The following is a 24,668-nucleotide window of genomic DNA, read 5'->3' as shown; positions in this document are numbered from 1 at the left end:
ATGCCCCGCCACCCCACCAACGATCGAGCCGCGACCCCATCGCGGGGGTAGGAGCGACGCAAGTCGCGACATCGAACCAGCCGTGGCCGCGCAGCGACCTGTTGTATCGCGGTCGCGGCTTACGCCGCTCCTACAGCGGCATGCCACGCAGGATCGGAGGGGCTCAATCCTGCGAACGGTTGGTCGCCGGCTTGGCCGCGCCGTCGGCGAAGTCGGCGATGCGCCACAAGTACAGGCTGGCGTAGCTGCGGTAAGGGCCCCAGCGCTCGCCGAGTTCGGCCAGGGCCTTGGGCGCCGGCATGGCGTCCAGGCCATGCACGCGCTGGGCGCCCTTGCGCACGCCCAGGTCGTCGACCGGCAGGACGTCGGCGCGGCCCAGGCGGAAGATCAGCATCATCTCCACGGTCCAGCGGCCGATGCCGCGGATCGGCACCAAGGCTTCGACCAGGGCGTCGTCGCTCATCGTCGCCATGCGCCGCAAATCGGGAATCTCGCCGCGCGCCTCGCGTGCGGCCAGGTCGCGCAGCGCCAGCAGTTTGTTCGCCGACACGCCGCAGGCGCGCAGCGCCGCGTCGTCGCAGCGGCCGAGGGTGTCGTAGTGCAGGCGGTCGCTGCCGATCGCGGTTTCGACCCGGCCGACGATCGTCGAGGCGGCCTTGCCGCTGAGCTGCTGGAACAAGATCGCGCGCGCCAGCGCATCGACCGGGTCGAAACGCTGGCGCCAGCGCGGGTCGGCCGGCATCGGCCCTGGGCGCTGGCGGTCGAGTTTGCGCATCCAGGCGCCGAGCTTGCGGTCGCGCTTGCTCAACCAGGCGTGCGCCGCTTCGGTGTCGTAACCGCGGGTCTGGCGCGGCATCAGCGCCGCACCGCGTCGGCGGCGTAGACCAGCCACGCCAGGATCATCAGGCTGCCGCCATAAGGCAGCAGGCGGGTCGAGGTGCCGGCGAAATACGCCATCGTCAGACCGCCGGCGAACATCAGCACGCCGAGCAGCAGGCCGGCCAGCGCGCATTGCCCGAGCCGGCGTCGCGCGCGCGGCGCCAGCGCGGCCAGGGCGACGCCGTGGCCGAAGGCGAACACCGCCGCCATCTGCAGGCGCGACTGCGCAGCCGGATCGGCGACATGCGCGGCATAGGCGGACAAGGCTACCGCCAGCGCGGCGAGCACGGCGCCGGCGGCGGCCAGCGCACGCGCGCGCAGCGGCAGGGCGAGCGATTCGGGCGGAACGGCGGAAGCGTTCATGCGTTCGGGCTGCGCGGGTCGTCGGGCGATCACGATAGCAGCCGCTGCTGTGCGCATGTTGCGGTTCGTGTAGCGGCGCCCGTCGCTGGTGCGGGAGCGGCGTCCCGCAGGGATTTCCAGCCATAAGCCGCGACCGCCGAAGCGGCTTGCATGCGGCACCCGAAGCACTCGAGCTCTCTGGCGTCGATGCATCTTGGCTTCAGTGGTTGCGCTTGCGTCCACCGCTTCGGCGGTCGCGGCTCATGACCGAAGGAAATCCCGGTGGGACGCCGCTCCTACAGGCGGGCATCGGGCCCGCTCAGGCAAAAGAAAACGCGCCGCTTGCGCGGCGCGTTCTCGGGTGTCGCGTGCGGCCCGCGCGCGGAGCGCGGGCCGGGCCGGCTTACTTGACCGGCCAGTAAACGTCGAACTGGCCCAGGGCCGGGTCGAAGCTGGCGTCGATGCCGGCCTTCCAGGCTTCGTACGGACGTTCGGTGGTGGTGTAGCCGCGGGTCAGCGCCCAGGCGCGGACCGCGTCGCGCACCGGCGGCAGGCCGGCGATGTTGTGGCCGCCGCTGGTGGCGACGACGACCTTGGTCGCCGGCCAGTACTCGGCCTTCACCGGATTGCCGGCGCCGTCGACCTTGACGTCGAGCTTGGCCGCTTCCGGGCTGGTGTCGCCGATCTTGCGCACGACCTGGGCCACGTCGAAGGAGTAGGTTTCGGTGCCGAACTCGTTGGTCACGATGCGGACCGGCCCGACCGCTTCCAGGCCGTTGGCGGCGATGACCTTCTTGATCCACTCCATGTTGCCCTGGATCTGGGCCTTGATCTTGTCGTTGTTGCGCTCGACCGCGGCGGTCACGGTCAGCACGTTCTCGGCCGGGCGGTCGACGATCTTCGGCGCGTTGTTCGGATCGGTTTCCGACAGCTTGGCGTAGTCGTAGTTGGGCACGGTCGCGAGCAGGTTGCTCAGGCGGGCCAGGCCCATCTTCATGTCTTCGCCGACGTTGCTGCTGACGTACAGGCCGGAGTAGCGGCCGAGCAGGTTCCAGCCGTAGTCGACGTCGTAGGTCTGGGTGATCTCGACGTTGCGGTTGTTCTTGCCGGTCGGACGCAGGCTGAACTGCGTGCGCTTGTTCTCGCCCGGTTCCGGATTGCTGATCTTGAACCCGACCAGCTTGCCCGCTTCGCTCTTGACGATTTCCCAGCTGCCCTTGCCCAGGCCGCGCTCCTTGGACGAGTACTCCAGGCGGGCGCCCACGCCCTCATCCTTGCCGACCAGCTTCACTTCCATGTTGGGATCGCGCAGCACCAGCGGGTTCCAATCCTTGAAACGGCGCATGCTGTTCAAGGTGTCGAAGACGATGGTGAGCTTGCGGTTGGTCTCAACCGAGTGCGACAGGTGACGGCTCGACGGCAGAACCACGCCGACTACCAGGAACAGCACGGCGACGATCGCCAGCGAAATCAGAATCTCGATAAGACGGGTCATTCAGGTTCTCCAGGGCCGGGCCCGGGTCGGGCCGGGGCGCAGACCCACAATCGTAGCAAGATAAATCCCGGCAGTGGCACCCGTCACAAGCAAGAATCTCCGCCCCTGCCCGAGCGAGCGCCCCGCACACTGCGGCGACGAAGAAAAACCGCTGAAAACCCGGGGTTTTTGCGGCTGCTGCGGCACATTCGCCGAGGTATGCCGCAAGGCCGGCGGCACCGATGCACAAATCCGGACAAGTCCGCAAGGCGGCGATGGTCGGTGCCCGGTCCGGGCGCCGCAGTCGCAGCGGCCGGCGAAACGCGCCGATGTCCGGCGCGGGGCCGCGGCCGGCCGTTCCGGCCCCGCCGGCGTCGGTCCCCCGGCCCTCGCCTGCACGCCGCGGGCGCGGAATCCGGCGACAGACGCCGCCGCCCACCGCGCGCTCGCGCGGGCCCGGCGCGCGGTGCCGGGGCGCGCCGGGACGCTCCGGGTTCAGACCAACTGCAGCTCGAAGGCCTTGAGCACCGCCCGGGTGCGGTCGCGCACGCCGAGCTTGGACAGGATGTTGGACACGTGGTTCTTGATCGTGCCCTCGGCCACGCCCAGCGAATTGGCGATTTCCTTGTTGGAAAAGCCGCCGGCCATCAGGCGCAGGATCTCGGTCTCGCGCTCGGTCAGCGGGTCCGGCCGGTCCAGGCTGACGAAATCGTTGCGCATGTGCTCCAGGCCCGACAGCAGGCGCTGGGTCACCGCCGGCTGGACCAGCGAACCGCCCTCGGCCACGGTCTGGATCGCCCCGACCAGTTGCTCCAGCGAGACGTCCTTGAGCAGATAGCCCTTGGCCCCGGCCTTGAGCCCGGCCAGCACCAGTTGGTCGTCGTCGAAGGTGGTCAGGATGATGGTCGGCGGCAGGTAGCCCGAGCGCGCCAGCGCCTGCAGCGCCTCCAGGCCGGACATCACCGGCATGCGCATGTCCATCAGGACCACGTCCGGACGCAGCGTGGGGATCATCTCGACCGCCTGGCGGCCGTCGCCGGCCTCGGCCACGACCTCGATGCCGTCGGCCAGGGCGAGCAGCGAGCGCACGCCCTGCCGGACCAGGGTCTGGTCGTCGACGAGCAACACGCGGATGGGGTTGGGGATCATGTCAAAGCTCCTTCGCGGGCCATGGCGGCCGCGGTGGCGGGCAGCGTCAGTTGCAGGCAGAAGCCGGCTTCGGCGCGGGTTTCGATGCTGAGCCGGCCGCCGTATTGCTGCAGACGCTCGCGCATCCCGCGCAAGCCGTTGCCGGCGACCAGATGATCGGCGCCGCGACCGTCGTCGCGCGCGCTCATGACGATGTGGCCGTCGTTGCGGCGCACGTCGATCCACAGATGCTCGGCGCCGGCGTGGCGCACGGCGTTGGTGATGATCTCCTGGGTGCAGCGCAGCAGCACGTGGGCGCGCTCGGGGTCGTCCAGGGTCAGCGGCTCGTCGATGTCCATGCGGATGTCGAGCGCGGGCACGTTTTCGGCCAGCGGCCGCAGCGCCAGGGCCAGGTCGATGGCGCCGTTCTCGCGCAACTGGCTGACCGCCTCGCGCACGTCGGTCAGCAGCAACCGGGCCAGGGTGTGGGCCTGCTGCACATGCTCCTTGACCCGGCCTTCGGACAAGTGTCCGGCGACTTCCAGATTCAGGCTCAATGCGGTCAGGTGGTGGCCGAGCAGGTCGTGCAGCTCGCGCGAGATCCGGGTGCGCTCGTTGATGCGCGCGCTTTCGGCCAGCAGGGCCCGGGTCGCGCGCAATTCGGCGTTGAGCCGGCGCTGGTCCTCGCGCGCCTGGGTCTGCTGCTTGGCGACCAACGCGGTCAGGAACACGAAACCGGAAAAGCCGGTGTACAGCAGCGATTGCAGCACGGCCACCAAGGGCGGCATCTGCAGCGCCTCGATGAACACCGGGATGATCACCAGGTTGAGCACCATCAGCCCGGCCACGCCGATCCGCAGCGGCACCATCCACGGCAGCAGCCCGGCCAGGACCATCAGCAGGACGCTGCCCAGGCCGCTGTTGGAGTAGTAGCTGATCCCGATCGCGCAGCCGCCCAGCACCAGCAACTGCAGGTAGTCCAGCAGGCCGATGCGGCGCTCGCCCAAGGAGCGGGTGATCCACCAGTAGACCGCGCCGAAGGTCATGTAAACCGCGACCCAGCGCAGGATCCGCAAATACAGCCCGGACGCCGGCTCGCCATGGCTGGGCTGGAAGAAATCCGGGTCCAGCCAGATCGACAGCAGCCAGGAGCCGACCAGGCCCCAGGTAAACAGGCCGGCGTAGCGCAGCAGTCGGGTATGGGTCAGGCGAGCCAGCATGAACGCATGCTAACGGTACGCGGGGCCTAACACAGCCATCCGAAAGTCATGCATTTGGCGTTCGCCGCGGGGCCGGGGCCATGCGATAATCGGGCGCGCCGGCACGGAACGCGTTGCCGGTTTTCGAATACCTGGAGCCTGGAATGTCGATCGTCGTCCGCGACGTGCGCGAGCACGAGCTGGATTCCGTCCTTGCCCTCAACAATGCCGCCGGACCCGCGATCCTGCCGCTGGATGCGGCCCGTCTGCGTCACTTTTTCGATACCGCCGAATATTTCCGCGTCGCCGAACGCGACGGCAGCCTGGCCGGCTTCCTGATCGGCATGGGCGCCGACAGCGCCCACGACAGCAGCAATTTCCGCTGGTTCCACCAGCGCTACCCGGATTTCTTCTATATCGACCGCATCGTGGTCGCCAGCCGCCGCCGCGGCGGCGGCGTCGGCCGCGCGTTCTACGCCGATGCGCAGAGCTATGCCGAAATGCGTTATCCGCAATTGGCCTGCGAAGTGTTCCTGGAGGGCGGCAACGACCCGGCCCTGCTGTTCCACGGCAGCTTCGGCTTCCGCGAGGTCGGCCAACACGTGATGGAGGAAGCCGGCGTGCGCGCGGCGATGCTGATGAAACCGCTGTGCAGCTATCCCTGGGTGCGCGAAACCTACGGCGACGCCCTGCCCCTGGTCGACTGGCTGACCCGGCCGCGGGTGCCGGCGGCGCGCGTCGCCCAGGCCGAGGCGGCCCTCGCCCCGCGCCCCACCGGTACCTGCCCGTGAGCGTGGCCGTGGATTACGAACAGGCCGGCGAACTCAAAATCGGCCAGGTCGGCATCGCCAACCTGCGCATCCGCACCCTCGACGTCGACCGCCTGGTCGCGGAAATGCGTTCCCGGGTCCAGCGCGCGCCGAACATGTTCGGCCGCGCGGCGGTGGTGATCGACTTCGGCGGCCTCAGCCAGACCCCGGACGCGGCCACCGCCCGGGCCCTGATCGACGGCCTGCGCGAGGCTGGCGTGCTGCCGGTCGCCCTGGCCTACGGCACCAGCGAGACCGATCGCCTGTCGCAGGCCCTGGGCCTGCCCCTGCTGGCCAAGTTCCGCGCTTCGTACGAACGGGCGGACGGCGCGGCCGAGGCGGCGCCGGCGCGGGCGGCGGAACCGGCGCGGCCGGCCGAGCCGGAGCGGGCGCGGCCGGTGGCCGCGGAACCGGTGCGGGGCGGAGCGGCCGGGCCGGACGGCGCGTCGCGCGGCCACAACGCAGGGCCGGACAGCGCGTCGCGCTCGGGTAGCGGAGCGGCGGCTGGGGTCTCGTCCTCTTCGGTTGGTCTGATCCAGTCCGCCCCGGTACGCTCGGGGCAACAGATTTACGCCGACGGCCGCGACCTGACCGTGCTGACCACGGTCGGCGCCGGCGCCGAGGTCATCGCCGACGGCTCGGTCCACATCTACGGCCCGCTGCGCGGACGCGCGCTGGCGGGCGCCCAGGGCAACAACAAGGCGCGCATCTTCTGCCGCGAGTTCTACGCCGAACTCGTCGCGATCGCGGGCCATTACAAGGTGCTTGAAGACATCCCGAAGGAGTTGCGCGGCAAGGCCGTGCAGGTCTGGCTGGAAGACGAGCAAATCAGAATTGCGGCGCTCGATTGACGCCGCACCATTGGAGGAACGTGTTTTGACCGAGATCATCGTAGTCACTTCGGGCAAGGGCGGCGTCGGCAAGACCACGACCAGCGCCAGCCTTTCCTGCGGGCTCGCCCGTCGCGGCCACAAGGTCGCCGTGATCGACTTCGACGTCGGTTTGCGCAACCTCGACCTGATCATGGGCTGCGAACGCCGGGTCGTGTACGACTTCGTCAACGTCGTCAACGGCGAAGCCAGCCTCAAGCAGGCCCTGATCAAGGACAAGCGCTTCGAGAACCTGTTCATCCTGGCCGCCTCGCAGACCCGCGACAAAGACGCGCTGACCAAGGAAGGCGTGCAGAAAGTGCTCGACGACCTGGTCGCCGACGGCTTCGACTACATCGTCTGCGATTCGCCCGCCGGCATCGAAAAGGGCGCGTTCCTGGCCATGTACTTCGCCGACCAGGCGGTGGTGGTGGTCAATCCGGAAGTCTCCTCGGTGCGCGACTCCGACCGCATCCTCGGCCTGCTCTCGTCCAAGACCCGCCGCGCCGAGAACGGCGAACGGGTCAAAGAGCATCTGCTGCTGACCCGCTACAGCCCGAAGCGGGTGGAAACCGGCGAGATGCTCAGCATCGGCGACGTCGAGGAAATCCTCGGCCTGAAGACGGTCGGCGTGATCCCCGAATCCGGCGACGTGCTCAACGCCTCCAACAAGGGCGAGCCGGTGATCCTGGAAACCGAATCCGACGCCGCCCAGGCCTACGACGACGCGGTCGCCCGCCTGCTCGGCGATACCCGCCCGATGCGCTTCACCCAGGTGGAAAAGAAGGGCTTCTTCAGCAAGATCTTCGGAGGTTGAGCTCATGGGTCTGTTCGACTTCCTGCTGGCCAAGAAGCAGACCGCCGCGGTCGCCAAGGACCGCCTGCGGATCATCGTCGCCCACGAACGCGCCGGTCGCGGCGGCCCGGGCGGCCCCGACTATCTGCCGATGCTGCAGCGCGAACTGCTCGAAGTGATCCGCAAGTACGTCAACGTCGATACCGAATCGGTCAAGGTCGACCTGATCGGCGAAGGCGACAACAAGGTCCTCGACATCTCGGTGGCCCTGCCGGAAAACCCGGGCACGCCGGCCCAGGCCTGAGCCCGCGCCGCCAAGGGACGCAGGGGGTTAAGCGCGCTTAACCCCCTCCGTCCCTGTCCGTCCCTACTCCGCTATCGCGGCGCCATCGCGCCGCCGCTCGCCGCTCATGCTCACTCTCGCTGATATCGCCTTCGACGACGTCGCCGCCTTGCTGGCGCGCTACGACCTGCGCCTGGAGCGCGTCGCCGACGGCAAGGCCATCCCCGGCAGCTTCTGGGGCGACAGCGAGGCCGGCCTGATCGGCAGCACCGTGTACGCGCGCGGCGACACCCCGGTGCACTCGCTGCTGCACGAGGCCGGCCATCTGATCGTGTTGCCGCCGGAGCGCCGCGCCGCGGTGCATACCGACGCCACCGACTCGATCGCCGAGGAAGACGCGGTGTGCGTGCTGCAGACCCTGCTCGGCGACGCCATTCCCGGCGCCGGACGCGAGCGCATCCTCGCCGACATGGACGCCTGGGGTTACAGCTTCCGGCTCGGTTCGGCGCGCGCCTATGTCGAACAGGACGCGGAAAGCGCCTGGCAATGGCTGGCCGAGCACGGCCTGGTGCGGATGCCGGAGCGCACCCTGGTCTTGTGAGCGGTGCCGGCGCGGCCGGCCGTCTTCATCCGGGGGCTGCGCGCGACAGCGCGCGATCGCGTCCGCCGTGCGGGTCGGGGTCGAACGCAGGCGCCGCCGCGCGATCCGCGCCAGCGGTCACCGACGCCCTCCGTGGCGTCGACGCCATTCGAACTTTGCGTGCCCGGCTATCCCCATAACCGGCGTCGCCTCTTGCCGCTTCCCTTCCCCTGACTGCGCCCCTCCGGACGCTACCCCCACCGAGTTCCATATCGCGGCCGTGCCGCCGCGGCCGCGGCCGCGCTCAGCGCGCGCCGCGAACCGCAGCGGCCGCCGGTTCGGCATCGACCACCGGCGCCGGCAGCGCGGACGAGCTGCGCCGCACCGGGCCGGCATCGGCCGGACCGTTCATCATCACGATGCCCACCACCGCCAGGGCCAGCAGCGCGGTGAACAGCACCCGCCCCAGATCGGCGGTGCGGCGCGAGGACACGGCCACCGGTTCGTCGCCGTGCCATTGCAGATCCTGACGGAACAGGCTCTCGCCGCCATCGCGATCGCGCACCCATGCGGTCGGGCCTCGCTCGTGCGCTGCCCCGGTCGTTTGATTCATATCGTTCCCACTTGAGCCTGGATCGGCCGCCGGCTTTTCCCCGCCGACGGCACAGCTGCCTCGCAGCTGTCGCTGGACGTCACTTTTTCCAATTTCGCGTCACGGGTCAAATGGATTTGTGTGACAGCGTTCGATTCGGGAGCGCGACCGGTGTTTCGAAAGCTGAACAACACTGCGACTTCGGGCACATCGTTGCGCCACCGCAGGCGTATTTCCAGAAAATTAACGAATGGCGCTGATTTAATAACGAAAAAATAACCATTTCATGGTCGCAGCACTTTCGACGACTCGCCCGACTCGGCCAACAGCCGCCGTCCGCAGCGATGCCGGTAAACGTTTCCAGGCGCCGCTGCTTGCCGACTTTGCGCGAAACCGCCGGCCGCGATCGCCCCGCCCGGCCACTGAACCGAAGCGTCTCGCACATCTGCGCGACACGGCTTGCGTCCGGCCGACCCGGCCTCTAGCCTTCTGCCCACGCGCGAACAGCGCGGCACATCCCTGGAGAGAGCACCCATGAAACATGTTCGCGCCTTGCTGGCGCTCGGCATCGCTGCGGCCGTGATCGGCCTGAGCGCCTGCAAGAAGGAACCCGTCCCCTCCTCCAGCGACGCCAAGCCGGCCGCCCCCGAAGGCGAGACCGCGGACCAGTTCATCGCCCGGGTCAACGACGAGTACAAGAAGATGTACCCGGAGATGACCGCGGCGCAGTGGTTGTCCTCGACCTACATCAACGACGACAGCCAGTTGCTCTCGGCCAAGGCCAACGAGCGCTACCTGAGCCAGCTCAACAGCTGGATCGAGCAATCCAAGAAGTTCGAAGGCCAGCCGATGTCGCCGGCCACCGCGCGCGCGATCCAGTTGCTGAAGATCGGCACCGCGATGCCGGCGCCGAAGGATCCGGCCCGGCTCGCCGAACTGACCCAGATCGCGACCCGCATGGAAGGCATGTACGGCTCGGGCACCTATTGCACCGGCCCGAACGACAGCGAATGCCGCCAGTTGGGCGAACTCGAGGACGTGCTGCGCAGCACCACCCGCGACTACGACGCCCAGCTCGACGCCTGGAAGGGCTGGCACAGCATCTCCAAGCCGATGCGCAAGGACTACACCCGCTTCGTCGAGCTGGTCAACGAAGGCGCGCAGAACCTGGGCTACGCCGACACCGGCGAGCTGTGGCGCTCGGGCTACGACATGAGCCCGGCCGAGCTGGCCGCCGAAACCGACCGTTTGTGGGGCCAGGTCAAGCCGCTGTACGAACAGTTGCACTGCTACACCCGCACGCGCCTGGAAACCAAGTACGGCGCCGACAAGGGCCAGGTCTCCGGCGGCATGCTGCCGGCGCATCTGCTCGGCAACATGTGGCAGCAGGACTGGGGCAATCTGTGGGACATCCTCGCTCCTTACAGCGAACAGCAGGCCGGCAGCCTCGACATCAACGGCGCCCTGGCGGCCCAGTATCAAAAGCACCTCGACGCCCAGCGCGCCAAAGCCGGCGATGAGCTGAGCCCGGGCGCCGAGGCGCAGGTCGACGTCGACGCCGCGCAGGCCAACGCCAAGCAGATGACCGAGCGCGCGCAGGACTTCTACGTCTCGCTCGGCATGCCCAAGCTGCCCGACAGCTATTGGAACAAGACCCAGTTCATCAAGCCGCGCGATCGCGACGTGGTCTGCCACGCCAGCGCCTGGGACATGAACATGTCCGGCGACGTGCGCACCAAGATGTGCATCAAGCCGAACGAGGAAGACTTCACCACCATCTACCACGAGCTCGGCCACGTCTATTACTACCTGGCCTACAACAACCAGCCGCCGCTGTTCCAGACCGGCGCCCACGACGGCTTCCACGAAGCCATCGGCGACACCATCGTGCTGGCGATGACGCCGAAGTACCTGCAGTCGATCGGCCTGGTCGGCGCTCAGCAGCAGAGCAACGAATCCCTGATCAACGCGCAGATGCGCATGGCCCTGGCCAAGGTCTCGTTCCTGCCGTTCGGCCTGATGATCGACCGCTGGCGCTGGGGCGTGTTCGACGGCTCGATCAAGCCGGGCGAGTACAACAAGGCCTGGTGGGAGCTGAAGGCCAAGTACCAGGGCGTGGCCCCGGTCGAGGCGCGCGGCGAAGAGTTCTTCGACGCCGGCGCCAAGTACCACGTGCCGGGCAATACGCCCTACACGCGCTACTTCCTCTCGCACGTGCTGCAGTTCCAGTTCTACAAGTCGCTGTGCGACGCGGCCGGCTACAAGGGCCCGCTGTACGAATGCAGCTTCTACGGCAATAAGGCCGCCGGCGCGAAGTTCCAGGCGATGCTGAGCAAGGGCGCCAGCCAGCCCTGGCAGCAGACCATGAAGGAGCTGACCGGCGGCGAGAAGATGGACGCCTCGGCGGTGCTGGAGTACTTCGCCCCGCTGCAGACCTGGCTGAAGCAGCAGAACGAAGGCAAGAGCTGCGGCTGGCAAGCCTCGGCGGCGGGCGCTGCGGCGCCGGCCAAGCCGGCGGCGGCCAAGCCGGCCAAGGGCTGAAGCAACGCGGCTACGGCCGCGCGGCGCAAACGGAAAAACCGGCTTCGGCCGGTTTTTCTTTGGGGCGGGGATTAGAGATTAGGGATTGGGGATTGGGGAGCCATCACCCCAGCACCGGGGTAGGAGCGACGCAAGTCGCGACATCGAACCCGCCCGCGGCCGCGCAACGACCTGCAACCCCGCGGTCGCGGCTTGCGCCGCTCCTACCCCCAAGCGACACCGGCTCTTGTAGGAGCGGCGTCAGCCGCGACCGGAACGCGCAGAAACCACAGCCGCCGCGCCAACGATCGAAACCGACTTTCCCACCATCGCGGCGGACTTCAGGCGTCGACCGCGTCCTCGGCCAGTTCCCGTTCGCCCGCAGACGCTTCGCTCGCGCTCGCTCGCCGCTGCGCGCGCAAGGCCCGGTACTGCGCGAGCAGGTCTTGCAGTCGCTGGTTCAGGTGCGCATCGAGCATCGCCGAATACGGCTGGTCCGGCGCGCACATGCCTTTGAGCGACGCCAGGTTTTCGTCGAACCGCAGCAGGCTCTGCTGCAGGCCGGCGCCGGACAGGACGCTGGCTGCGGTCAGCGCGAACTCGGCATTGGCCAGCAACACGCGCGCAATGCCCAGATAGCGGCTGCGTTCCTCGACCAGGTCCTGGCGGTTCAAGCCGAGGACGTCGATCGTGGCGCGGCCGTAGGGGTCGGGCTCGCGGCCGTCGAAACGCGGCGCCAGCAACGACAGCTTGTCCTGCGGCCACTCCAGGTGACGGGCGGGGTCGCGCCGGGTCGGATCGATCAGCAGCGGATCCTCGGCCTCGCAGTCGCCGCGCGGCCCGCTCGCGCGCCGGCCGCGGATCGGAAACAGATTGCCCTTGCCGACCGTCACCGGCGCCAACGCCGATACTTCCGCGCGCCCCATCCCCGGCTGGGCGATGCGCAGGCCGTTGCGGCGATTGCATAAGGCGCAACTCGGCAGCAGGTTCGACCAGTCGGCCGCCAGCCACCAGTAGCCCCGATGCGCGGCGTCGCCCTCGACACCCGCCTTGGGCCGGTAGTGCTCGACGTCGGTCGGCGAACTGGCGCTGTGGAAGGACTCGCAATAGGCGCACTTGCCGGCGAACAGGCTGCGCATGGCCTCGGCCACGTCGGCGCCCTTGTAGGCGGCGAAGGCGAAGCTGCCGGCGCTCTTGTCGCGATAATGGCCGCGGGCGCGCTTGAGCTCCCTGGCGCCGGCGCCGTCGCTGCGGGTCAGCGACGCCGGCGGCGCGACGCCTCGGCGGTCGACGTACCTCATCCGTCCGCCTCCACGCCCAGATGGCGCTCCAGCCGGCGCACGATCTCGTCCAGCGCGTCCTCGCGCATCGCCCCGCGCTCGATCGCCGAACCGCGCCGGCGGCCTTCGATGTAGCGTTCGGTGGCTTCGCCGATCAGCTGTTCGGCCGGTGTGTCGCCGCGCGGCAGCGCCTGCAGCGCGGCGCCCAGGCGCCGGCGCTCCAGCGCTTCCTCCGCGCGCGGCTCGGGCAGGCCGAGCAGATAGGCGTAGCGGTTCAGCGCCGCCTCGGTTTCCGGCCGCGCGGTGCTGGCCAGGCCGAAGATGTCCGAGGTCAGCAGCTGGTCGGTGCGCAGCAGTTCGATATTGGGCAGGTCCTCGCGCGCCCGGATGCGGTCGTCCTCGTCGCGGTACAGCACGTGCACCTCGCCGTCGCGCATGCCGCGCAGGCACAGGGCGTCGTGCGCGCTGACCACGAACTGCACCCGCGGCATGGCCCGGCGCAGCGCCGACATGACTTCGATCTTCCAGCGCGGGTGCAGATGCACGTCGATTTCGTCGATCAGCACCGTGCCCTGCGCGTACTCGAGGTTGCCCCAGGCCTCGACCATCCGCCGCATGATGTCGACCGCCATCGCGAACAGGGCGCGGTAGCCGTCGCTCATGCGCTCGATCGGAGTGACCCGGCCGTGGGCGCGCACCAGCACGTGGCCGCTGTGGTTGCGGAAGATGTCGTCGTCGCCGTGCAGGGCGAAGATCTCGCGCATCGCCCGGGCGACCGCGTCGAAGGCCGCGCGCGGCGCCTCGGTCAGCCAGGTCGACGGGTCTTCCAGGACCGCGAAGGGATCGAACAGGCTGCGGTGGATGCCGTGCGCCGGGATCCGGCCGTGGGCGCGGAAGAACCGCCGCGCGCCGTAGGCCAGCACCATCGACGGCGGACCGCCGGCGTGGGTCTGGAAGCGTCCCAGCGAGTCGATCTCGACCCGCCGGCTCTCGCCCGAGGACAGCAAGACCTCGACGTAGGGCCGCTGGATCGACACGTCCCAGGAGTCGCGCTGGCGCGGCAGGAACTCCAGTCCCTGGGCGCGGCTGCCGTTGCGCTGGCGCTCGTCCATCAGGGCCAGGGCCAGCGCCTGCAGCACGGTGCTCTTGCCGGCGGCGTTCTCGCCCAGCAGCATCGCCCCCGGCGCGCCGGCCTCGCCGCCCGTGCCGGCGCCGAGGTTCAACTCGACCTGTTCGATGCCCTTGAAATGGAAGATCCGCACTCGCTCGACGTAGGACGGGTCCCAGCGCGGTTCCGGCGCGCGCGCCGCGCGCGGCGGCGGATCGAAGTCGAACTCCTCCGGCGCCTCGTCCGGACGATCGTCCAGGTAGGCGTGGGCGGCCGATTCCCATTCCTGCTCATGGCCGAGCAGGCGCGGCAGATCGCGGGCGAAGCGGAAGTCGCGCTCCACCCGCAGCCCCAGCCGGCGCGCAAACGCCCCATAGACCGTGAGCAGCGCATGGTCGACCGCCGCGGTGTGGGCGAAGCGGCGCAGCGTGTCCAGCTCGGACACGGCGAAACCTTCGTCCAGGCGATACGGCTGGGCGACGATCGCCCCCAGCATGCGCTCCATCGCAGCGCGCCGCGCCGCGATCAGCCCCGGCCGGTTCAAGCCCAGCGCCCCGATGGTCGCCGCGCCGCGTTCGCTCGCCGCGACCAGTTCGCCATGCGGGCTGAACCCCAGGTGCCGCTTCGGGTCGTCGCGACAGGGATCGAGCAGCAACGCGCCTTCGCTGGCCACTGCCGAGCGCCAAGGCGTCATCGGCAGGGCGCGCGGCGTGTCGACCGGAAAGCGGTTGCGCTTGGCGGCCGCGCATTCGCGGCAGGCCAGCATCAGGTTGCGCCACTCGAACGCGAGCCAGCCGTAATGATCCGGGCTCTCCGCGCCGCCGTCGGCATCGGCCGCGGCGAATACCGGCCGGAACTGCTCGATCGCGCCGTCGCCCAGCAGGCGCGCTTCGCAATAGGCGCATTTTTGCTCGAACTGGGCTTCCAGCGCGCTGCGCACGTCGCCGGCCAGGAACAGCCGCGCGTACTGTTCGAACGGCACGCGCTGGCGCTGGCGTTCGTCGGCCGGACGGCTGTAGAACTCGGTCAGCGCCTGCGCCCAGTCCAGCAGTTCGGGCCGGCGCAGCGACGGCGGCGTGGCGATCCGTTTGACTTTCCTCATTCCGCCCCTCCGCTGGGCGCTGGCGACCGTTGGCCGCGGCGTGAACGGCATTATGAAGTGGCCGGGTCTGGCGGAATAAGACAGGGTTGGCGTTCGCGGCGACCCGCGGCCGCGGGGCTGGGGCAGAATGGATCCGCCCGCCGCGCGCATCGCACCCGCTTTCGGCCGTCGCGGCGGCGGCCGCCGTTCCGGAGTTCCCGCATGTTCCGACCGACCCGCCTTTCCGCCGCCGTCCTGCTGGCCTGCGCCTTCGCCGCCGATGCGGCCGCGGCCGAACCCGTCGACCTGCTGATCCGCCACGCCGCGGTGGTCGACGTGGTCGCCGGCAAACTGCGCCGCGACCAGGCCATCGCCGTGCGCGGCGACCGCATCGCCGCCATCGTCGACGACGCCCGCGCCGGCGACTACGCCGCCGAGCGCAGCCTGGACGCCAAGGGCCGCTACGCGATCCCGGCGCTGTGGGACATGCACGTGCATTTCGGCGGCGGCGAGGCGCTGATCGAAGAAAACAAGAACCTGCTGCCGCTGTACCTGGCCCACGGCATCGCCGCGGTGCGCGACGCCGCCGGCGACCTCAGCCCCAGCGTGTTCGAATGGCGCGACGCGGTCGCCGCGGGCCGGCTGGAAGGCCCGACCATCTTCACCTCCGGGCCCAAGCTGGAAGGCTACAAGTCGATCTGGCCCGGCGACATCGAAGTCGGCAGCCACCAAGAGATCGCCGCCGCGCTCGACCGCCTGCAGGGCTGGAAGGTCGACTTCGTCAAGATCACCGACAACACGCTCAGCCCGGAACTGTTCGTGGATGCGCTGAAACAGGCCCATGCGCGCGGCCTGAAAGTGTCGGCGCACCTGCCGTTCGTACTGACCGTCGACGAGGTCAGCGCCGCCGGCCTGAGCTCGATCGAGCACATCGAATACGCCTACAAGGCCGGCTCGTCGAAGGAAGCCGAGATCAGCGCGATGGTCCGCCGCGGCGAAATCGACAGCAAGGAAGGCTGGAACCGGATCCAGGCCAGCTTCGACCGCCGCACCGCCCTGGCCGCCTACCGGCGCCTGGCCCAGCGCGGCACCGCGATCACCCCGACCCTCAACGGCAGCTACGTCACCACCTACCTCGACCGCGACGACCACCGCGACGACGCCTACCTGCAGTACATCGGCCCGGGCCTGGAAGCGACCTACGCCTGGCGGGTGGAGCGCGCCGCCAAGGACGACGCCGCCGCGGTCGAACGCCGCCACCGGCGCTACCAGCGCAACGCGGCGATCCTGCCGCTGCTGCAGCGCTCCGGAGTGCGGATCCTGGCCGGCACCGACGCCGGCTTCCTCAACTCCTACAACTATCCCGGCATCGGCCTGCACGACGAGATGCAGCGCTTCGTCGAAAGCGGCCTGAGCCCGCTGCAGACCCTGCAGGCGGCGACCATCAACGGCGCGCGCTTCCTCGGCCGCGACGACCGCTACGGCTCGCTGGAGGCCGGCAAGGCCGCCGACATCGTCCTGCTCGAGGCCGATCCGCTGCGCGACATCGCCGCGACCCGGCGCATCGACGCCTTCGTCCTGCGCGGCAAGGTCTACGACCGCGCGGCGCTGGACGGCCTGCTCGACGGGGTCAGGCGCAAGGTCGCCGAGCAACGCGCGGCGGAGAAGGCGGCGCAGGACGCGGCGAAGACCGACGAGCGCTGAAGCCAGGAGTGAGCGTAGAGGAGCGAGCAAGAGCAGCGCGCTCCACTCGCTGCTCACTCCTTTGCGCTCGCTTCTCGCTCCCCTACCGCCCCGCCCCCTGGCGGAACTTCTGCGGCGTGGCACCGCTGAGCTCGGCGAACATGGCGATGAACGCCGACGCGCTGGCATAGCCCATGTCCGCGGCGACCTGCTGCACGCTGCGGCCCTGCTCCAGCAGCGGAATCGACTGCTGGAAACGCAGCCGCTGGCGCCACTGGCTGAACGACATGCCCAACTCGTCGCGGCAGCGCCGGCTCAGGGTGCGCTCGGTGGTGTGCACGCGCTGCGCCCATTGCGCCAGGGTGGTGTTGTCGCCGGGGCGGTGCTGCAGCGCGTCCAGGATCGGCGCCAGCAGGCGGTCCTCGCTCTGCGGCACGAAGCGCGACAGCATCGGCGTGGCCAGCAGCTTGTCGATCAGCACCCGCGCCAGGCGCCGGTCGGCCGGCGTGTCGGGGATTTCCACCCCGCGCGCGAACAGGTCCTCGACCCCGGCGACGAACAAGGGATGCAGGCGGACGATGCCCGGCGCCACCGGCAGCAGCGGCGTATAGCGCTCGGCGATGTTGATCAGCCGGCAATGCACTTCGCGCCGGTTGTGCGAGCTGTGGTCCATGCGCGGCGGAATCCACACCGCATAGCCCGGCGGGGCGAAGAACGGCTGACCCTCGACCAGGAAGGCCATGCTGCCGGACTCGACGAACGCCAGTTGCCCCCAGGGATGCTGGTGCAGGGCGCTTTCGGTGTCCACCGCCAACGCTTCGTAGCGCAGCAGCAGCGGGCCCGGCAGGCTCCGGTAGGGGTAATGGAAACGATGTTTGCGCGGCATTGTCGGAAGCTCGCTATGCGCTGTCTGGTTATCGATATCTGCCGATTACCCGACATTCTAGAATGAGCCGCCCCACGTTGTCGTACGGATGTTCCCGATGCATGTGTTACTGCCGATCCTGGCCACGCTGATCTGGGCCGGAAACACGATCGTCAGCAAGCTGTCCGCCGGCGCGATCGAGCCGGCGGCGATTTCCTTCTACCGCTGGCTGGTCGCGCTGCTGGCGCTGACCCCGTTCATGCTGCCCAAAGTCTGGAAGCTGCGCGCGCAGGTGCGCCCCTACTGGCGCAAGCTGGTGGTGCTGGCGGCGCTGGGCATGGTCATGTACCAGTCGCTGGCCTACTTCGCCGCGCACAGCGTCAGCGCCATGTCGATGGGCCTGATCATCGCCGCGATTCCGCCGATGACGATGCTGATCGGCATGGTCGTGCTGCGCACCCGCCCCTCGCCCGGCATGCTGATCGGCGCGCTGATCTCCTTCGTCGGCCTGAGCTGGCTGCTCAGCGCCGGCCATCCGGTGCGTCTGCTGCAGCAGGGCCTGGGCCGCGGCGAGCTGATGATGCTGCTGGCCTCGACCTCCTACGCCGCCTACGGCGTGCTGGTGAAGCGCTGGGCGCTGCCGATCGGCAACGGCGAATCGCTGTACCTGCAGGTCCTGTGCGGCACCGTGCTGCTGTTGCCCGGTTTCCTGTTGGCGCCGTCGGTGGCGCTGACCGCGCACAACCTGCCGCTGGTGCTGTACGCCGGCCTGCTCGCCTCGACCCTGGCGCCGTGGTTCTGGATGCGCGGCCTGCTGCGCCTGGGCCCGGACAAGACCGCGGTGCTGATGAACCTGACCCCGGTGTTCACCGCCGCCTTCGCGGTGCTGTTCCTCGGCGAGCCGCTGCAGGTCTATCACTGGGTCGGCGGCGTGCTGACCCTGCTCGGGGTCGCGGTCGCGCAACTGCTGAAACAGCGTCCGGCGCCGGCCTTGCAGGCTCAGGAGTGCGCCGGCTGAGCCGCGGCCGCTGCGACCGCGCGCACTCCTCGCCATTGTGAGGCGCGTCAAGTTCGCCGCCGGAACGCGCTGCTAGGGTCGGCGGCATGTCGTCGCCACCCGACATTCCCAAACCGGTTTCGCCGACCGGCCAGCGCTGGCTGTGGGCCTCGCTGGCCCTGGCCAGCGTCCTCGTCGTCGCCCTCGGCTGGCAGGTCGGGCGCATGCGCGAGGACCAGCGCTGGCTCGCCGACCGCGTCACCGCGCCCTATGTCGGCATGTACGTGCCGCGGGTGGCGCTGAGCGGCCTCGACGGCGAGGCGATCGAGCTCGGCCAGCCGCGCGGCGACAGCCAGGTGCTGTTCTTCTTCACCACCACCTGCCCCTATTGCCGCGCCTCGCTGCCGCAACTCAAGCGGGTCGCGCAGCAGTTGCCGCAGGCCTCCGCCGGCGGCGCCGAGCTGATCGGCGTCGCCCTGGCCCCGCCCGAGCAGGCGCGCGCCTATGCGCGCGAACACGCGCTCGACTTCCCGCTGGTCGCCCACGACGATCGCCGCACCGCGGCGCTGTTCCGCGCGCGCCAGGTGCCGGCGCTGCTGGTGGTCGGCCGCGACGGCCGGGTGCGCTACAGCCACATCGGCGCCTTGAACGACAAGCGCACCCTGCGCGAACTGCTGCGCGCGCTGCGGCCCACGCCGCCGCGCGCCGCAGCGGCCCCGGCCATCGCCGCTGCGGCGGCGCGGCCGTGATCTGCGCCGTCGGCGGTTGCGACGGCTGCGCGGACGCATCGGCGTCCGCAGACGGTGCGGCCGCGGCCGCACCGGTTCGGCCGGGCCGGCATCGTGCCGGGCTCCGGCGTCCCTTGCCGCCGGCCCGACCGGGACCGCGGCTTACATCGACAGGAGCTCAGCAATGAAGAAGCGTAACCGTGGCGTCCGCATCGTCTTGGCGGCCCTGCTGTTCTCGGCCGCGATGGGATTCGGCGCCTTCCAGGTCGTCGCCGGCAACGGCGCCGAGCCGGCGCAGTCCGAATCCTGCAGCTCGTTCGCCTGCCGCAGCGAGTGCCCGGAATTCGGCGGCGATCTCGGCCCCGGCGGCCCCGGCCGTCCCCTGGTCTGCTATTGCTGCGGCTGATCCCCCTCGGCCGATAGCCTGTGCCGGCCTCGGGGCGCCGCCCCGGGCCGGCTTTTTTGTCGGCGCGGTCGCCGCCCGCCTCGCAGGCGCGAGCGCCGCGCACCGCGCCGCGCCGGAGCCGCGCAGCCAACGCAAACCGGCGCGCACAGCGGCCATCGCCCCGCGATGCCGGCACGCCCGGCAAAGTTCGCCTGCGAACACACACGGGCAGCGAGGGTTTTGCTAGTTTTAGCGCGCAATCGATTCCGCCGGCGTCGCGATGGGGCGCAACGCCGCGGCCTCCCGCCTGCCGCACCGAGGTCCGGTGGCGCAGACGACGGGGCGGGCATGCACCGGCATGCGCCCTCCCCGCGTCGACGACCAACCACGAGCGTGCGCTGCGATGCCACAACGCATCGACCGGATCAAGAACCTGGCTTCGGTGTCGCAGTTCCGCGTCGGCGCGCTGCTGGTCCAACCCGATCGCCTGGCGATCGTGCGCGACGGCGTGGTCACCGCGCTGGAGCCGCGCATGATGGAGGTGCTGGTCGCGCTGGCCGAGCGCGCCGGCGAGGTGGTCAGCGCCGAACAACTGCTGATCGAGATCTGGCGCGGCACCTTCTACGGCGACAACCCGGTCCACAAGACCATCGCCCAGCTGCGCCGCCGGCTCGGCGACAGCAGCCGCGAACCGGAGTACATCGAGACCATCCGCAAGCGCGGCTACCGGCTGGTCGCAACGGTCGCCTTTCCCGACGACTACCGCAGCGGCCTGCCGCGCGCCGCCGCCTGGACCGAAGGCAGCCCCTACGTCGGCCTGCGTTCGTTCGACGAAGCCCACGCCGGCGTGTTCTTCGGCCGCGCCCGCGCCACCGCCGAGCTGCTGTCGACCCTGCGCGAACAGGTGCAGAGCCAACGCCGCTTCGTCCTGGTTTCCGGCGCCAGCGGCTGCGGCAAGACCTCGCTGCTGCGCGCCGGGGTGATGCCGCTGCTGCAGCAGGCCGGCGGTTTCGACGGCCTGCACGCGCTGTCGACGGTGTACTTCGACCTGGGCATCTGCCGCGGCGGCGACGTGCTCGCGCGCCTGGCCCAGGCCCTGTGCGGTTGGAGCCTGGCCGGCCGGCCGGTGTTCCTGGCCCTGGAAGCCGACGCGCTGGCGCTGCAATTGCGCGACGCGCCGGAGGCGCTGCAGGCGCGCATCGCCGACGCCTTCGTCCGCCTCGGCGGCCAACGCGCCGCCGACGCGCACCTGTTGCTGGCGATCGATCACGCCGAAGCGGCGGTGGCCGAGCCGGCGATGCTGGAGCGCGACCGCGAAGAACTCGGCGCCGCTCTGCGCAGCCTGTGCGCTTGCGCCGGCGTCGCCGCGATCGCGATCACCCGCAGCGACTTCTACCCGCGCCTGATCGAAGAGGTGCCGGGCATCGCCGAACTCAAGGCCGGCGACGGCCATATCGACCTGTTGACCCCGCGGGTGGGCGAGATCGGCCAGATCATCCGCGCCCCGGCCGCGCTGGCCGGGCTGAGTTTCCAGGAAGACCCCGACAGTTCGGTGCGCCTGGACGACCTGCTGCGCGATGCCGCCGCGCAGCATCCCGATTCGCTGCCGCTGCTGCAGCACACCCTGCAGGCCCTGTACGAACGCCAGGCGCCGGGCGGCGTGCTGAGCCTGGCCGCGTACCGCGCGATCGGCGGCCTGGAAGGCGCCCTCGCCCACCGCGCCGAGCAGGTCTACAGCGAACTGCCCAGCGATGCGCAGGCCAGCCTGGAGCAGGTGCTGGCGGCCTTGATCGTGATCCGCCCCGACAGCGACGCGGTCACCGCGCGCCGGGTGTCGTGGTCGTCGCTGCCGGCGCCGGCGGCGCGCGAGCTGGCCGAGGCCTTCATCCGCGCGCGCTTGTTCGTCGGCGAACTCAGCGGCGGCGAACCGGGCTTCGGCGTCGCCCACGAAGCGCTGCTGCGGCAATGGCCGCGCGCGCGCGAATGGGCGCACGACAACCGCCAACTGCTGCAGGCGCGCGAACGCCTGCAGCGCGCGACCCGGCGCTGGATCGACGGCGGCCGCCGCGCCGACCATCTGCTCAACCCGGGACGGCCGCTGGCCGAGGCGCAGGAAGCCGCGCGCCGCCTGCCGGCCGAACTCGGCCCGGGCGAACGCGAATTCCTGCACGCCTGCGAGCGCCAGCAGCAACGCAAGCGCTGGCTGCGCACCGCCGCCCTGGGTTCGCTCGGCGTCCTGGCCCTGACCGCGACCGGCTTAGGGCTGCAAGCCTGGCAGGCGCGGCGCGAGGCCGAACGGCACCGCGACCAGGCGCAGCAACTGGTCGGCTTCATGCTCGGCGACCTGGCCGAACAGTTGCGGCCGCTCGGCAACCTCAAGCTGCTCGACAGCGTCGGCAGCCAGGCCCTGCGCTATCTGGAGCGCATGCCGGACGCGCGGATGCAGCCGGGCGAATTGCTCAGCCACGTGCGCGCCCTGCGCACGGTCGGCGAAGTGCTGATGAACCAGGGCCGTTTCGACGAAGCCCACCAGGCCTTCGAGCGCGCCGCCGCGGCCTTGCGCCTGGCCCGCCAGGCCGCGCCCGATTCGCTGGACGCGCTGGCCGAGTCGGGCACGGTCGCCTATTGGCAGGGCTACTACGACTATCAGCAAAAACGCCTCGACGCGGCACATGCGCATTGGCGCGAATATCTGCGCGCCAGCGAAACCCTGGTCGCGCGCGCGCCGGCCGACCCGCGCTGGCAGTTGGAGCTGTCCTACGCCTTGAGCAACCTCGGCACTCTCGCCCACAGCCGCCAGCGCAGCGCCGAGGCCGCCGACCTGTTCGCGCGCTCGGTGGCGATCAAACAGCGGCTGCTGGCGGACAAGCCCGACGACAAGCCGCTGCGCTTCGACCTGGTCGACAGCCTATCCTGGCTCAGCAGCTCGCAGGAAGCGCGCGGCCAGCTCGACGCCGCCGCGCAAGGCTACGTAATGCAGAACCGGATGCTGCGCGAACTGGTCGCCAGCGAGCCCGATGCCGACGCCTGGCGGCGCAAGCTGGCGACCTCGCTGTTGCGCAGCTCGATCCTGGCCATCGATCGCGGCCATACCGAACAGGCCGCGACCGAAGTCGACGAAACCCTGACCCTGCTGCGCGCGCTGGTGCGCCAGCAACCCGACAACAGCACCTGGCGCCGCGACCTCGCCCACGCCTATGCGCATGCGGGCCGGATCGAGACCCTGCGCGGCGCGCGCGAACGCGCGGCCGCGCTGCTGCGCGAGGGCCGCGACAGCCTGGCGCCGCTGCTGACCGAACAGGAACCGCTGCCGGAGTGGCGCCGGGTCGGCGCGCTGTTGAACCTGCGCCTGGCCGAGGTCGATCCGCAAACCGCGAGCCAGCCGCAGTTGGTCGATCGCGCCGTAGCCGAACTGGCCGCGCTGCAGGCGCAGGCGCCGGGCGACGCCAAAAGCCTGGCCGCGCTGGCCTGGGCCCTGGCTTGGCGCGGCGAGCGGTCGGCCGCGCGCGGACAGGCCGAACTCGCCCGCGCCGACTGGACGCGGGTGCGCGATCTGGTCGCCGGCCGCGCCGCCGATTCCAGCGACCGCGCCCTGCTCGACGCCTGGAGCCGCGCCCAGGTCCACCTGGGCGCGCGCGACGCCGCGGCGCGCCAGCTCGACTGGTTGCGCAGCAGCGGCTATCGCCACCCCGACTTCATCGCCTTCTACGATCCATCCACCCGCTAGGAAGCTCCACCATGCCCAAAGCCAAGGCCCCCAAGCCCATCGTCATCGAATTCACCGTCGCCTATGTCGTATTCGGCGGCAACGCCGGCGGCGGCCAGTACTTCTACAGCTTCTCGCCCGACGTGGTCATGGCCTACAAGGACCAGAAGCCGGTGCAGATGATCTACAAGCTCGACGAAGGCGTGTCCAAGCACTTCGTCATCGAGAGCCTGCTCAGCTCCGACGCCAAGGACCAGATCTACGACATCAAGATCGCTACCGACGGCCGCAGCGTCAGCCTGATGAACCGCAACGACCAGCCGACCCTGATCTTCTTCTCGGTCCTGGTGCGCGACATGAAGCGCAAGGCGATGGTTCCCTGCGATCCGCAGGTCGGCAACGATCCGGAGATCACCCCGCAGGCGAACAAGACCAAGAAGACCAGCAAGAAAGCCAAGTAACCGCCGAGCACGGCGCTCCGGGCGCGGCCAGCGCCCGGAACGTCTCGCCGAACGGTCAGCCTCCGTCCTTGCGGATCAGGCTTTCGCAGTAGACGACCATCGAATTGGCCGCGTTGCGTTCCTTCGCGCCCACCCGCATCGCGATCTCGATCTTGCCGGTCAAGGTATCCAGCGCAGCGCGTTCGTCCGCTGTCCAGTCCTTGTATTTCGCCGACGCCTTGTAGCGGCCAATCGCGGCCAGGCTCTTGTGGTAGTCGTCGACAATCGCGCCGCGCCGGCTCGCGCAGCGTTTCCACGCTTGCAGCAGCATCGGGTTGAGCTTCGGCGTGTCGCCCGAGCAGGATTTGGCGCCGCAGGCCTGCGCCCCGTTCAGCCCCTCGCTTTCCGTGACGCAGTTGTCGCGCCGCATCGCGTAAGGAATCAGCTGGCAGCCTGCCAGCTTGGATCGCCGCTCCACGTCTTTCTTTTCCAGATCGTCGCTATCGTCCGGCTGCGATGTGGTCTCGCCCGCCTCGATGCGCGGCGACGTCGCGACGAGCGTCGTCGCCAACGCCATCAGACACGACAGTGTCAGCAATCGCAGTGTTTTCATGGTCGGTTCTCTCATCGGCAAGAGGTTTCGCGACGGCCGATGCCGTCGCGTCGTCGCGCAGAGCGGCAACGCGGCGCCACTGTGGCGGCGCAACGCGCGCGGCACCTTACCGGCGGCTTACGATCGCGCCCGCAACGCCCGCTGCGCGCACTCACCTTCGATCACCGCTGTTCGCCCGCGCGTCCGGACACCGCCGTAAACGCCTGAAACCACGGGCCGATGCGAACAGTAAGGTTGCCGTAAGGCACGCCGTTGGCGACGCGCCCACAGTCGGCGGCCTCGGACGGCGCCGTGCCGCATCCGGGATCGCG

22 protein-coding genes are annotated in these 24,668 nt (G+C 69.8%); 12 read left to right on the top strand and 10 right to left on the bottom strand.

Annotated features, from left to right (window positions below; all coding sequences use genetic code 11):
* Nucleotides 1-163: 163 nt before the first annotated feature.
* The 5 genes from K4L06_RS13640 to K4L06_RS13620 all read right to left on the bottom strand — a co-directional run bounded on the left by K4L06_RS13640 (nt 164) and on the right by K4L06_RS13620 (nt 5,043).
* On the bottom strand, nt 164-856 hold the full coding sequence (locus tag K4L06_RS13640) for a DNA-3-methyladenine glycosylase 2 family protein (RefSeq protein WP_221671880.1): 693 nt from the start codon (nt 854-856) through the stop codon (nt 164-166).
* Nucleotides 856-1,242 (bottom strand): DUF423 domain-containing protein, encoded by a 387-nt coding sequence (locus K4L06_RS13635; RefSeq protein ID WP_221671879.1) that lies wholly within the window; start codon nt 1,240-1,242, stop codon nt 856-858. The genes K4L06_RS13640 and K4L06_RS13635 overlap by 1 nt, the downstream gene beginning before the upstream one ends.
* Nucleotides 1,243-1,624: 382 nt before the next feature.
* Nucleotides 1,625-2,716, bottom strand: coding sequence for an SRPBCC family protein (locus K4L06_RS13630; protein WP_221671878.1), 1,092 nt, complete (start codon nt 2,714-2,716; stop codon nt 1,625-1,627).
* A 474-nt stretch (nt 2,717-3,190) separates the two neighbouring features.
* Nucleotides 3,191-3,844: a response regulator transcription factor gene (locus K4L06_RS13625; RefSeq protein WP_064746291.1), complete on the bottom strand. Its 654-nt coding sequence runs from the start codon at nt 3,842-3,844 to the stop codon at nt 3,191-3,193.
* Nucleotides 3,841-5,043 (bottom strand): sensor histidine kinase, encoded by a 1,203-nt coding sequence (locus K4L06_RS13620; RefSeq protein ID WP_221671877.1) that lies wholly within the window; start codon nt 5,041-5,043, stop codon nt 3,841-3,843. Before K4L06_RS13620 ends, K4L06_RS13625 begins: the two co-directional genes overlap by 4 nt.
* Before the next feature lie 143 nt (nt 5,044-5,186).
* Between K4L06_RS13620 and K4L06_RS13615 the strand changes: the two genes are divergently transcribed.
* The 5 genes from K4L06_RS13615 to K4L06_RS13595 all read left to right on the top strand — a co-directional run bounded on the left by K4L06_RS13615 (nt 5,187) and on the right by K4L06_RS13595 (nt 8,380).
* Complete coding sequence (locus K4L06_RS13615) at nt 5,187-5,813, top strand: GNAT family N-acetyltransferase (RefSeq protein ID WP_221671876.1); 627 nt, start codon at nt 5,187-5,189, stop codon at nt 5,811-5,813.
* On the top strand, nt 5,810-6,682 hold the full coding sequence (gene minC, locus K4L06_RS13610) for a septum site-determining protein MinC (RefSeq protein WP_221671875.1): 873 nt from the start codon (nt 5,810-5,812) through the stop codon (nt 6,680-6,682). The genes K4L06_RS13615 and minC overlap by 4 nt, the downstream gene beginning before the upstream one ends.
* A gap of 25 nt (nt 6,683-6,707) precedes the next feature.
* Nucleotides 6,708-7,517 carry a septum site-determining protein MinD gene (gene minD / locus K4L06_RS13605; RefSeq protein WP_221671874.1) on the top strand — a complete coding sequence of 270 codons (810 nt, stop codon included), beginning with the start codon at nt 6,708-6,710 and terminating at the stop codon, nt 7,515-7,517.
* Nucleotides 7,518-7,521: 4 nt separating this feature from the next.
* Entirely contained in the window at nt 7,522-7,800 is a 279-nt protein-coding gene (minE, locus tag K4L06_RS13600) for a cell division topological specificity factor MinE (RefSeq protein WP_064750057.1), read from the top strand.
* A gap of 106 nt (nt 7,801-7,906) precedes the next feature.
* Nucleotides 7,907-8,380: a hypothetical protein gene (locus K4L06_RS13595; protein WP_221671873.1), complete on the top strand. Its 474-nt coding sequence runs from the start codon at nt 7,907-7,909 to the stop codon at nt 8,378-8,380.
* Between the two features lie 283 nt (nt 8,381-8,663).
* On the opposite strand, the gene K4L06_RS13590 is transcribed toward K4L06_RS13595, so the two are convergent.
* Entirely contained in the window at nt 8,664-8,924 is a 261-nt protein-coding gene (locus tag K4L06_RS13590; RefSeq protein WP_221671872.1) for a hypothetical protein, read from the bottom strand.
* Nucleotides 8,925-9,485: 561 nt separating this feature from the next.
* On the opposite strand from K4L06_RS13590, the gene K4L06_RS13585 reads away from it, so the two are divergent.
* Nucleotides 9,486-11,492, top strand: a complete 2,007-nt coding sequence (locus K4L06_RS13585; protein WP_221671871.1) for a M2 family metallopeptidase — start codon at nt 9,486-9,488, stop codon at nt 11,490-11,492.
* 320 nt (nt 11,493-11,812) lie between these two features.
* On the opposite strand, the gene K4L06_RS13580 is transcribed toward K4L06_RS13585, so the two are convergent.
* The gene (locus K4L06_RS13580) at nt 11,813-12,772 is read right to left on the bottom strand and encodes a hypothetical protein (RefSeq protein WP_221671870.1); all 960 of its coding nucleotides are present in this window, start codon (nt 12,770-12,772) and stop codon (nt 11,813-11,815) included.
* Nucleotides 12,769-14,961 carry an AAA family ATPase gene (locus K4L06_RS13575; protein WP_221671869.1) on the bottom strand — a complete coding sequence of 731 codons (2,193 nt, stop codon included), beginning with the start codon at nt 14,959-14,961 and terminating at the stop codon, nt 12,769-12,771. The genes K4L06_RS13580 and K4L06_RS13575 overlap by 4 nt, the downstream gene beginning before the upstream one ends.
* A 201-nt stretch (nt 14,962-15,162) precedes the next feature.
* Between K4L06_RS13575 and K4L06_RS13570 the strand changes: the two genes are divergently transcribed.
* Nucleotides 15,163-16,644: an amidohydrolase family protein gene (locus K4L06_RS13570; RefSeq protein WP_221671868.1), complete on the top strand. Its 1,482-nt coding sequence runs from the start codon at nt 15,163-15,165 to the stop codon at nt 16,642-16,644.
* A gap of 82 nt (nt 16,645-16,726) precedes the next feature.
* Here K4L06_RS13570 and K4L06_RS13565 read toward each other — a convergent pair whose 3' ends face one another.
* The gene (locus K4L06_RS13565; RefSeq protein WP_221671867.1) at nt 16,727-17,509 is read right to left on the bottom strand and encodes a helix-turn-helix transcriptional regulator; all 783 of its coding nucleotides are present in this window, start codon (nt 17,507-17,509) and stop codon (nt 16,727-16,729) included.
* A 97-nt stretch (nt 17,510-17,606) separates the two neighbouring features.
* Here K4L06_RS13565 and K4L06_RS13560 point away from each other — a divergent pair, with 97 nt between their 5' ends.
* From K4L06_RS13560 to K4L06_RS13540, 5 genes are all read left to right on the top strand, one after another.
* Nucleotides 17,607-18,506 carry a DMT family transporter gene (locus tag K4L06_RS13560; protein WP_221671866.1) on the top strand — a complete coding sequence of 300 codons (900 nt, stop codon included), beginning with the start codon at nt 17,607-17,609 and terminating at the stop codon, nt 18,504-18,506.
* Between the two features lie 86 nt (nt 18,507-18,592).
* Nucleotides 18,593-19,234: a TlpA disulfide reductase family protein gene (locus tag K4L06_RS13555; RefSeq protein ID WP_221671865.1), complete on the top strand. Its 642-nt coding sequence runs from the start codon at nt 18,593-18,595 to the stop codon at nt 19,232-19,234.
* Nucleotides 19,235-19,397: 163 nt separating this feature from the next.
* Entirely contained in the window at nt 19,398-19,619 is a 222-nt protein-coding gene (locus K4L06_RS13550; RefSeq protein ID WP_221671864.1) for a hypothetical protein, read from the top strand.
* 382 nt (nt 19,620-20,001) lie between these two features.
* Nucleotides 20,002-23,325, top strand: coding sequence for a winged helix-turn-helix domain-containing protein (locus tag K4L06_RS13545; protein ID WP_221671863.1), 3,324 nt, complete (start codon nt 20,002-20,004; stop codon nt 23,323-23,325).
* 11 nt (nt 23,326-23,336) lie between these two features.
* The gene (locus K4L06_RS13540; RefSeq protein WP_221671862.1) at nt 23,337-23,765 is read left to right on the top strand and encodes a hypothetical protein; all 429 of its coding nucleotides are present in this window, start codon (nt 23,337-23,339) and stop codon (nt 23,763-23,765) included.
* Between the two features lie 55 nt (nt 23,766-23,820).
* On the opposite strand, the gene K4L06_RS13535 is transcribed toward K4L06_RS13540, so the two are convergent.
* Nucleotides 23,821-24,357: a hypothetical protein gene (locus K4L06_RS13535; protein WP_221671861.1), complete on the bottom strand. Its 537-nt coding sequence runs from the start codon at nt 24,355-24,357 to the stop codon at nt 23,821-23,823.
* Between the last annotated feature and the right edge of the window lie 311 nt (nt 24,358-24,668).

Source organism: Lysobacter sp. BMK333-48F3 (genome assembly GCF_019733395.1).
In the GTDB taxonomy this organism is placed as follows: Bacteria; Pseudomonadota; Gammaproteobacteria; order Xanthomonadales; family Xanthomonadaceae; genus Lysobacter.
This window is presented reverse-complemented; position numbering and strand designations above follow the sequence as displayed.

Coding starts and splice junctions, on each gene's coding strand:
- K4L06_RS13640 (WP_221671880.1), bottom strand. CDS start 856: ATGCCGCGCCAGACCCGCGGTTACGACACCGAAGCGGCGCACGCCTGG.
- K4L06_RS13635 (WP_221671879.1), bottom strand. CDS start 1,242: ATGAACGCTTCCGCCGTTCCGCCCGAATCGCTCGCCCTGCCGCTGCGC.
- K4L06_RS13630 (WP_221671878.1), bottom strand. CDS start 2,716: ATGACCCGTCTTATCGAGATTCTGATTTCGCTGGCGATCGTCGCCGTG.
- K4L06_RS13625 (WP_064746291.1), bottom strand. CDS start 3,844: ATGATCCCCAACCCCATCCGCGTGTTGCTCGTCGACGACCAGACCCTG.
- K4L06_RS13620 (WP_221671877.1), bottom strand. CDS start 5,043: ATGCTGGCTCGCCTGACCCATACCCGACTGCTGCGCTACGCCGGCCTG.
- K4L06_RS13615 (WP_221671876.1), top strand. CDS start 5,187: ATGTCGATCGTCGTCCGCGACGTGCGCGAGCACGAGCTGGATTCCGTC.
- minE (WP_064750057.1), top strand. CDS start 7,522: ATGGGTCTGTTCGACTTCCTGCTGGCCAAGAAGCAGACCGCCGCGGTC.
- K4L06_RS13595 (WP_221671873.1), top strand. CDS start 7,907: ATGCTCACTCTCGCTGATATCGCCTTCGACGACGTCGCCGCCTTGCTG.
- K4L06_RS13585 (WP_221671871.1), top strand. CDS start 9,486: ATGAAACATGTTCGCGCCTTGCTGGCGCTCGGCATCGCTGCGGCCGTG.
- K4L06_RS13580 (WP_221671870.1), bottom strand. CDS start 12,772: ATGAGGTACGTCGACCGCCGAGGCGTCGCGCCGCCGGCGTCGCTGACC.
- K4L06_RS13575 (WP_221671869.1), bottom strand. CDS start 14,961: ATGAGGAAAGTCAAACGGATCGCCACGCCGCCGTCGCTGCGCCGGCCC.
- K4L06_RS13570 (WP_221671868.1), top strand. CDS start 15,163: ATGTTCCGACCGACCCGCCTTTCCGCCGCCGTCCTGCTGGCCTGCGCC.
- K4L06_RS13565 (WP_221671867.1), bottom strand. CDS start 17,509: ATGCCGCGCAAACATCGTTTCCATTACCCCTACCGGAGCCTGCCGGGC.
- K4L06_RS13560 (WP_221671866.1), top strand. CDS start 17,607: ATGCATGTGTTACTGCCGATCCTGGCCACGCTGATCTGGGCCGGAAAC.
- K4L06_RS13555 (WP_221671865.1), top strand. CDS start 18,593: ATGTCGTCGCCACCCGACATTCCCAAACCGGTTTCGCCGACCGGCCAG.
- K4L06_RS13550 (WP_221671864.1), top strand. CDS start 19,398: ATGAAGAAGCGTAACCGTGGCGTCCGCATCGTCTTGGCGGCCCTGCTG.
- K4L06_RS13545 (WP_221671863.1), top strand. CDS start 20,002: ATGCCACAACGCATCGACCGGATCAAGAACCTGGCTTCGGTGTCGCAG.
- K4L06_RS13540 (WP_221671862.1), top strand. CDS start 23,337: ATGCCCAAAGCCAAGGCCCCCAAGCCCATCGTCATCGAATTCACCGTC.
- K4L06_RS13535 (WP_221671861.1), bottom strand. CDS start 24,357: ATGAAAACACTGCGATTGCTGACACTGTCGTGTCTGATGGCGTTGGCG.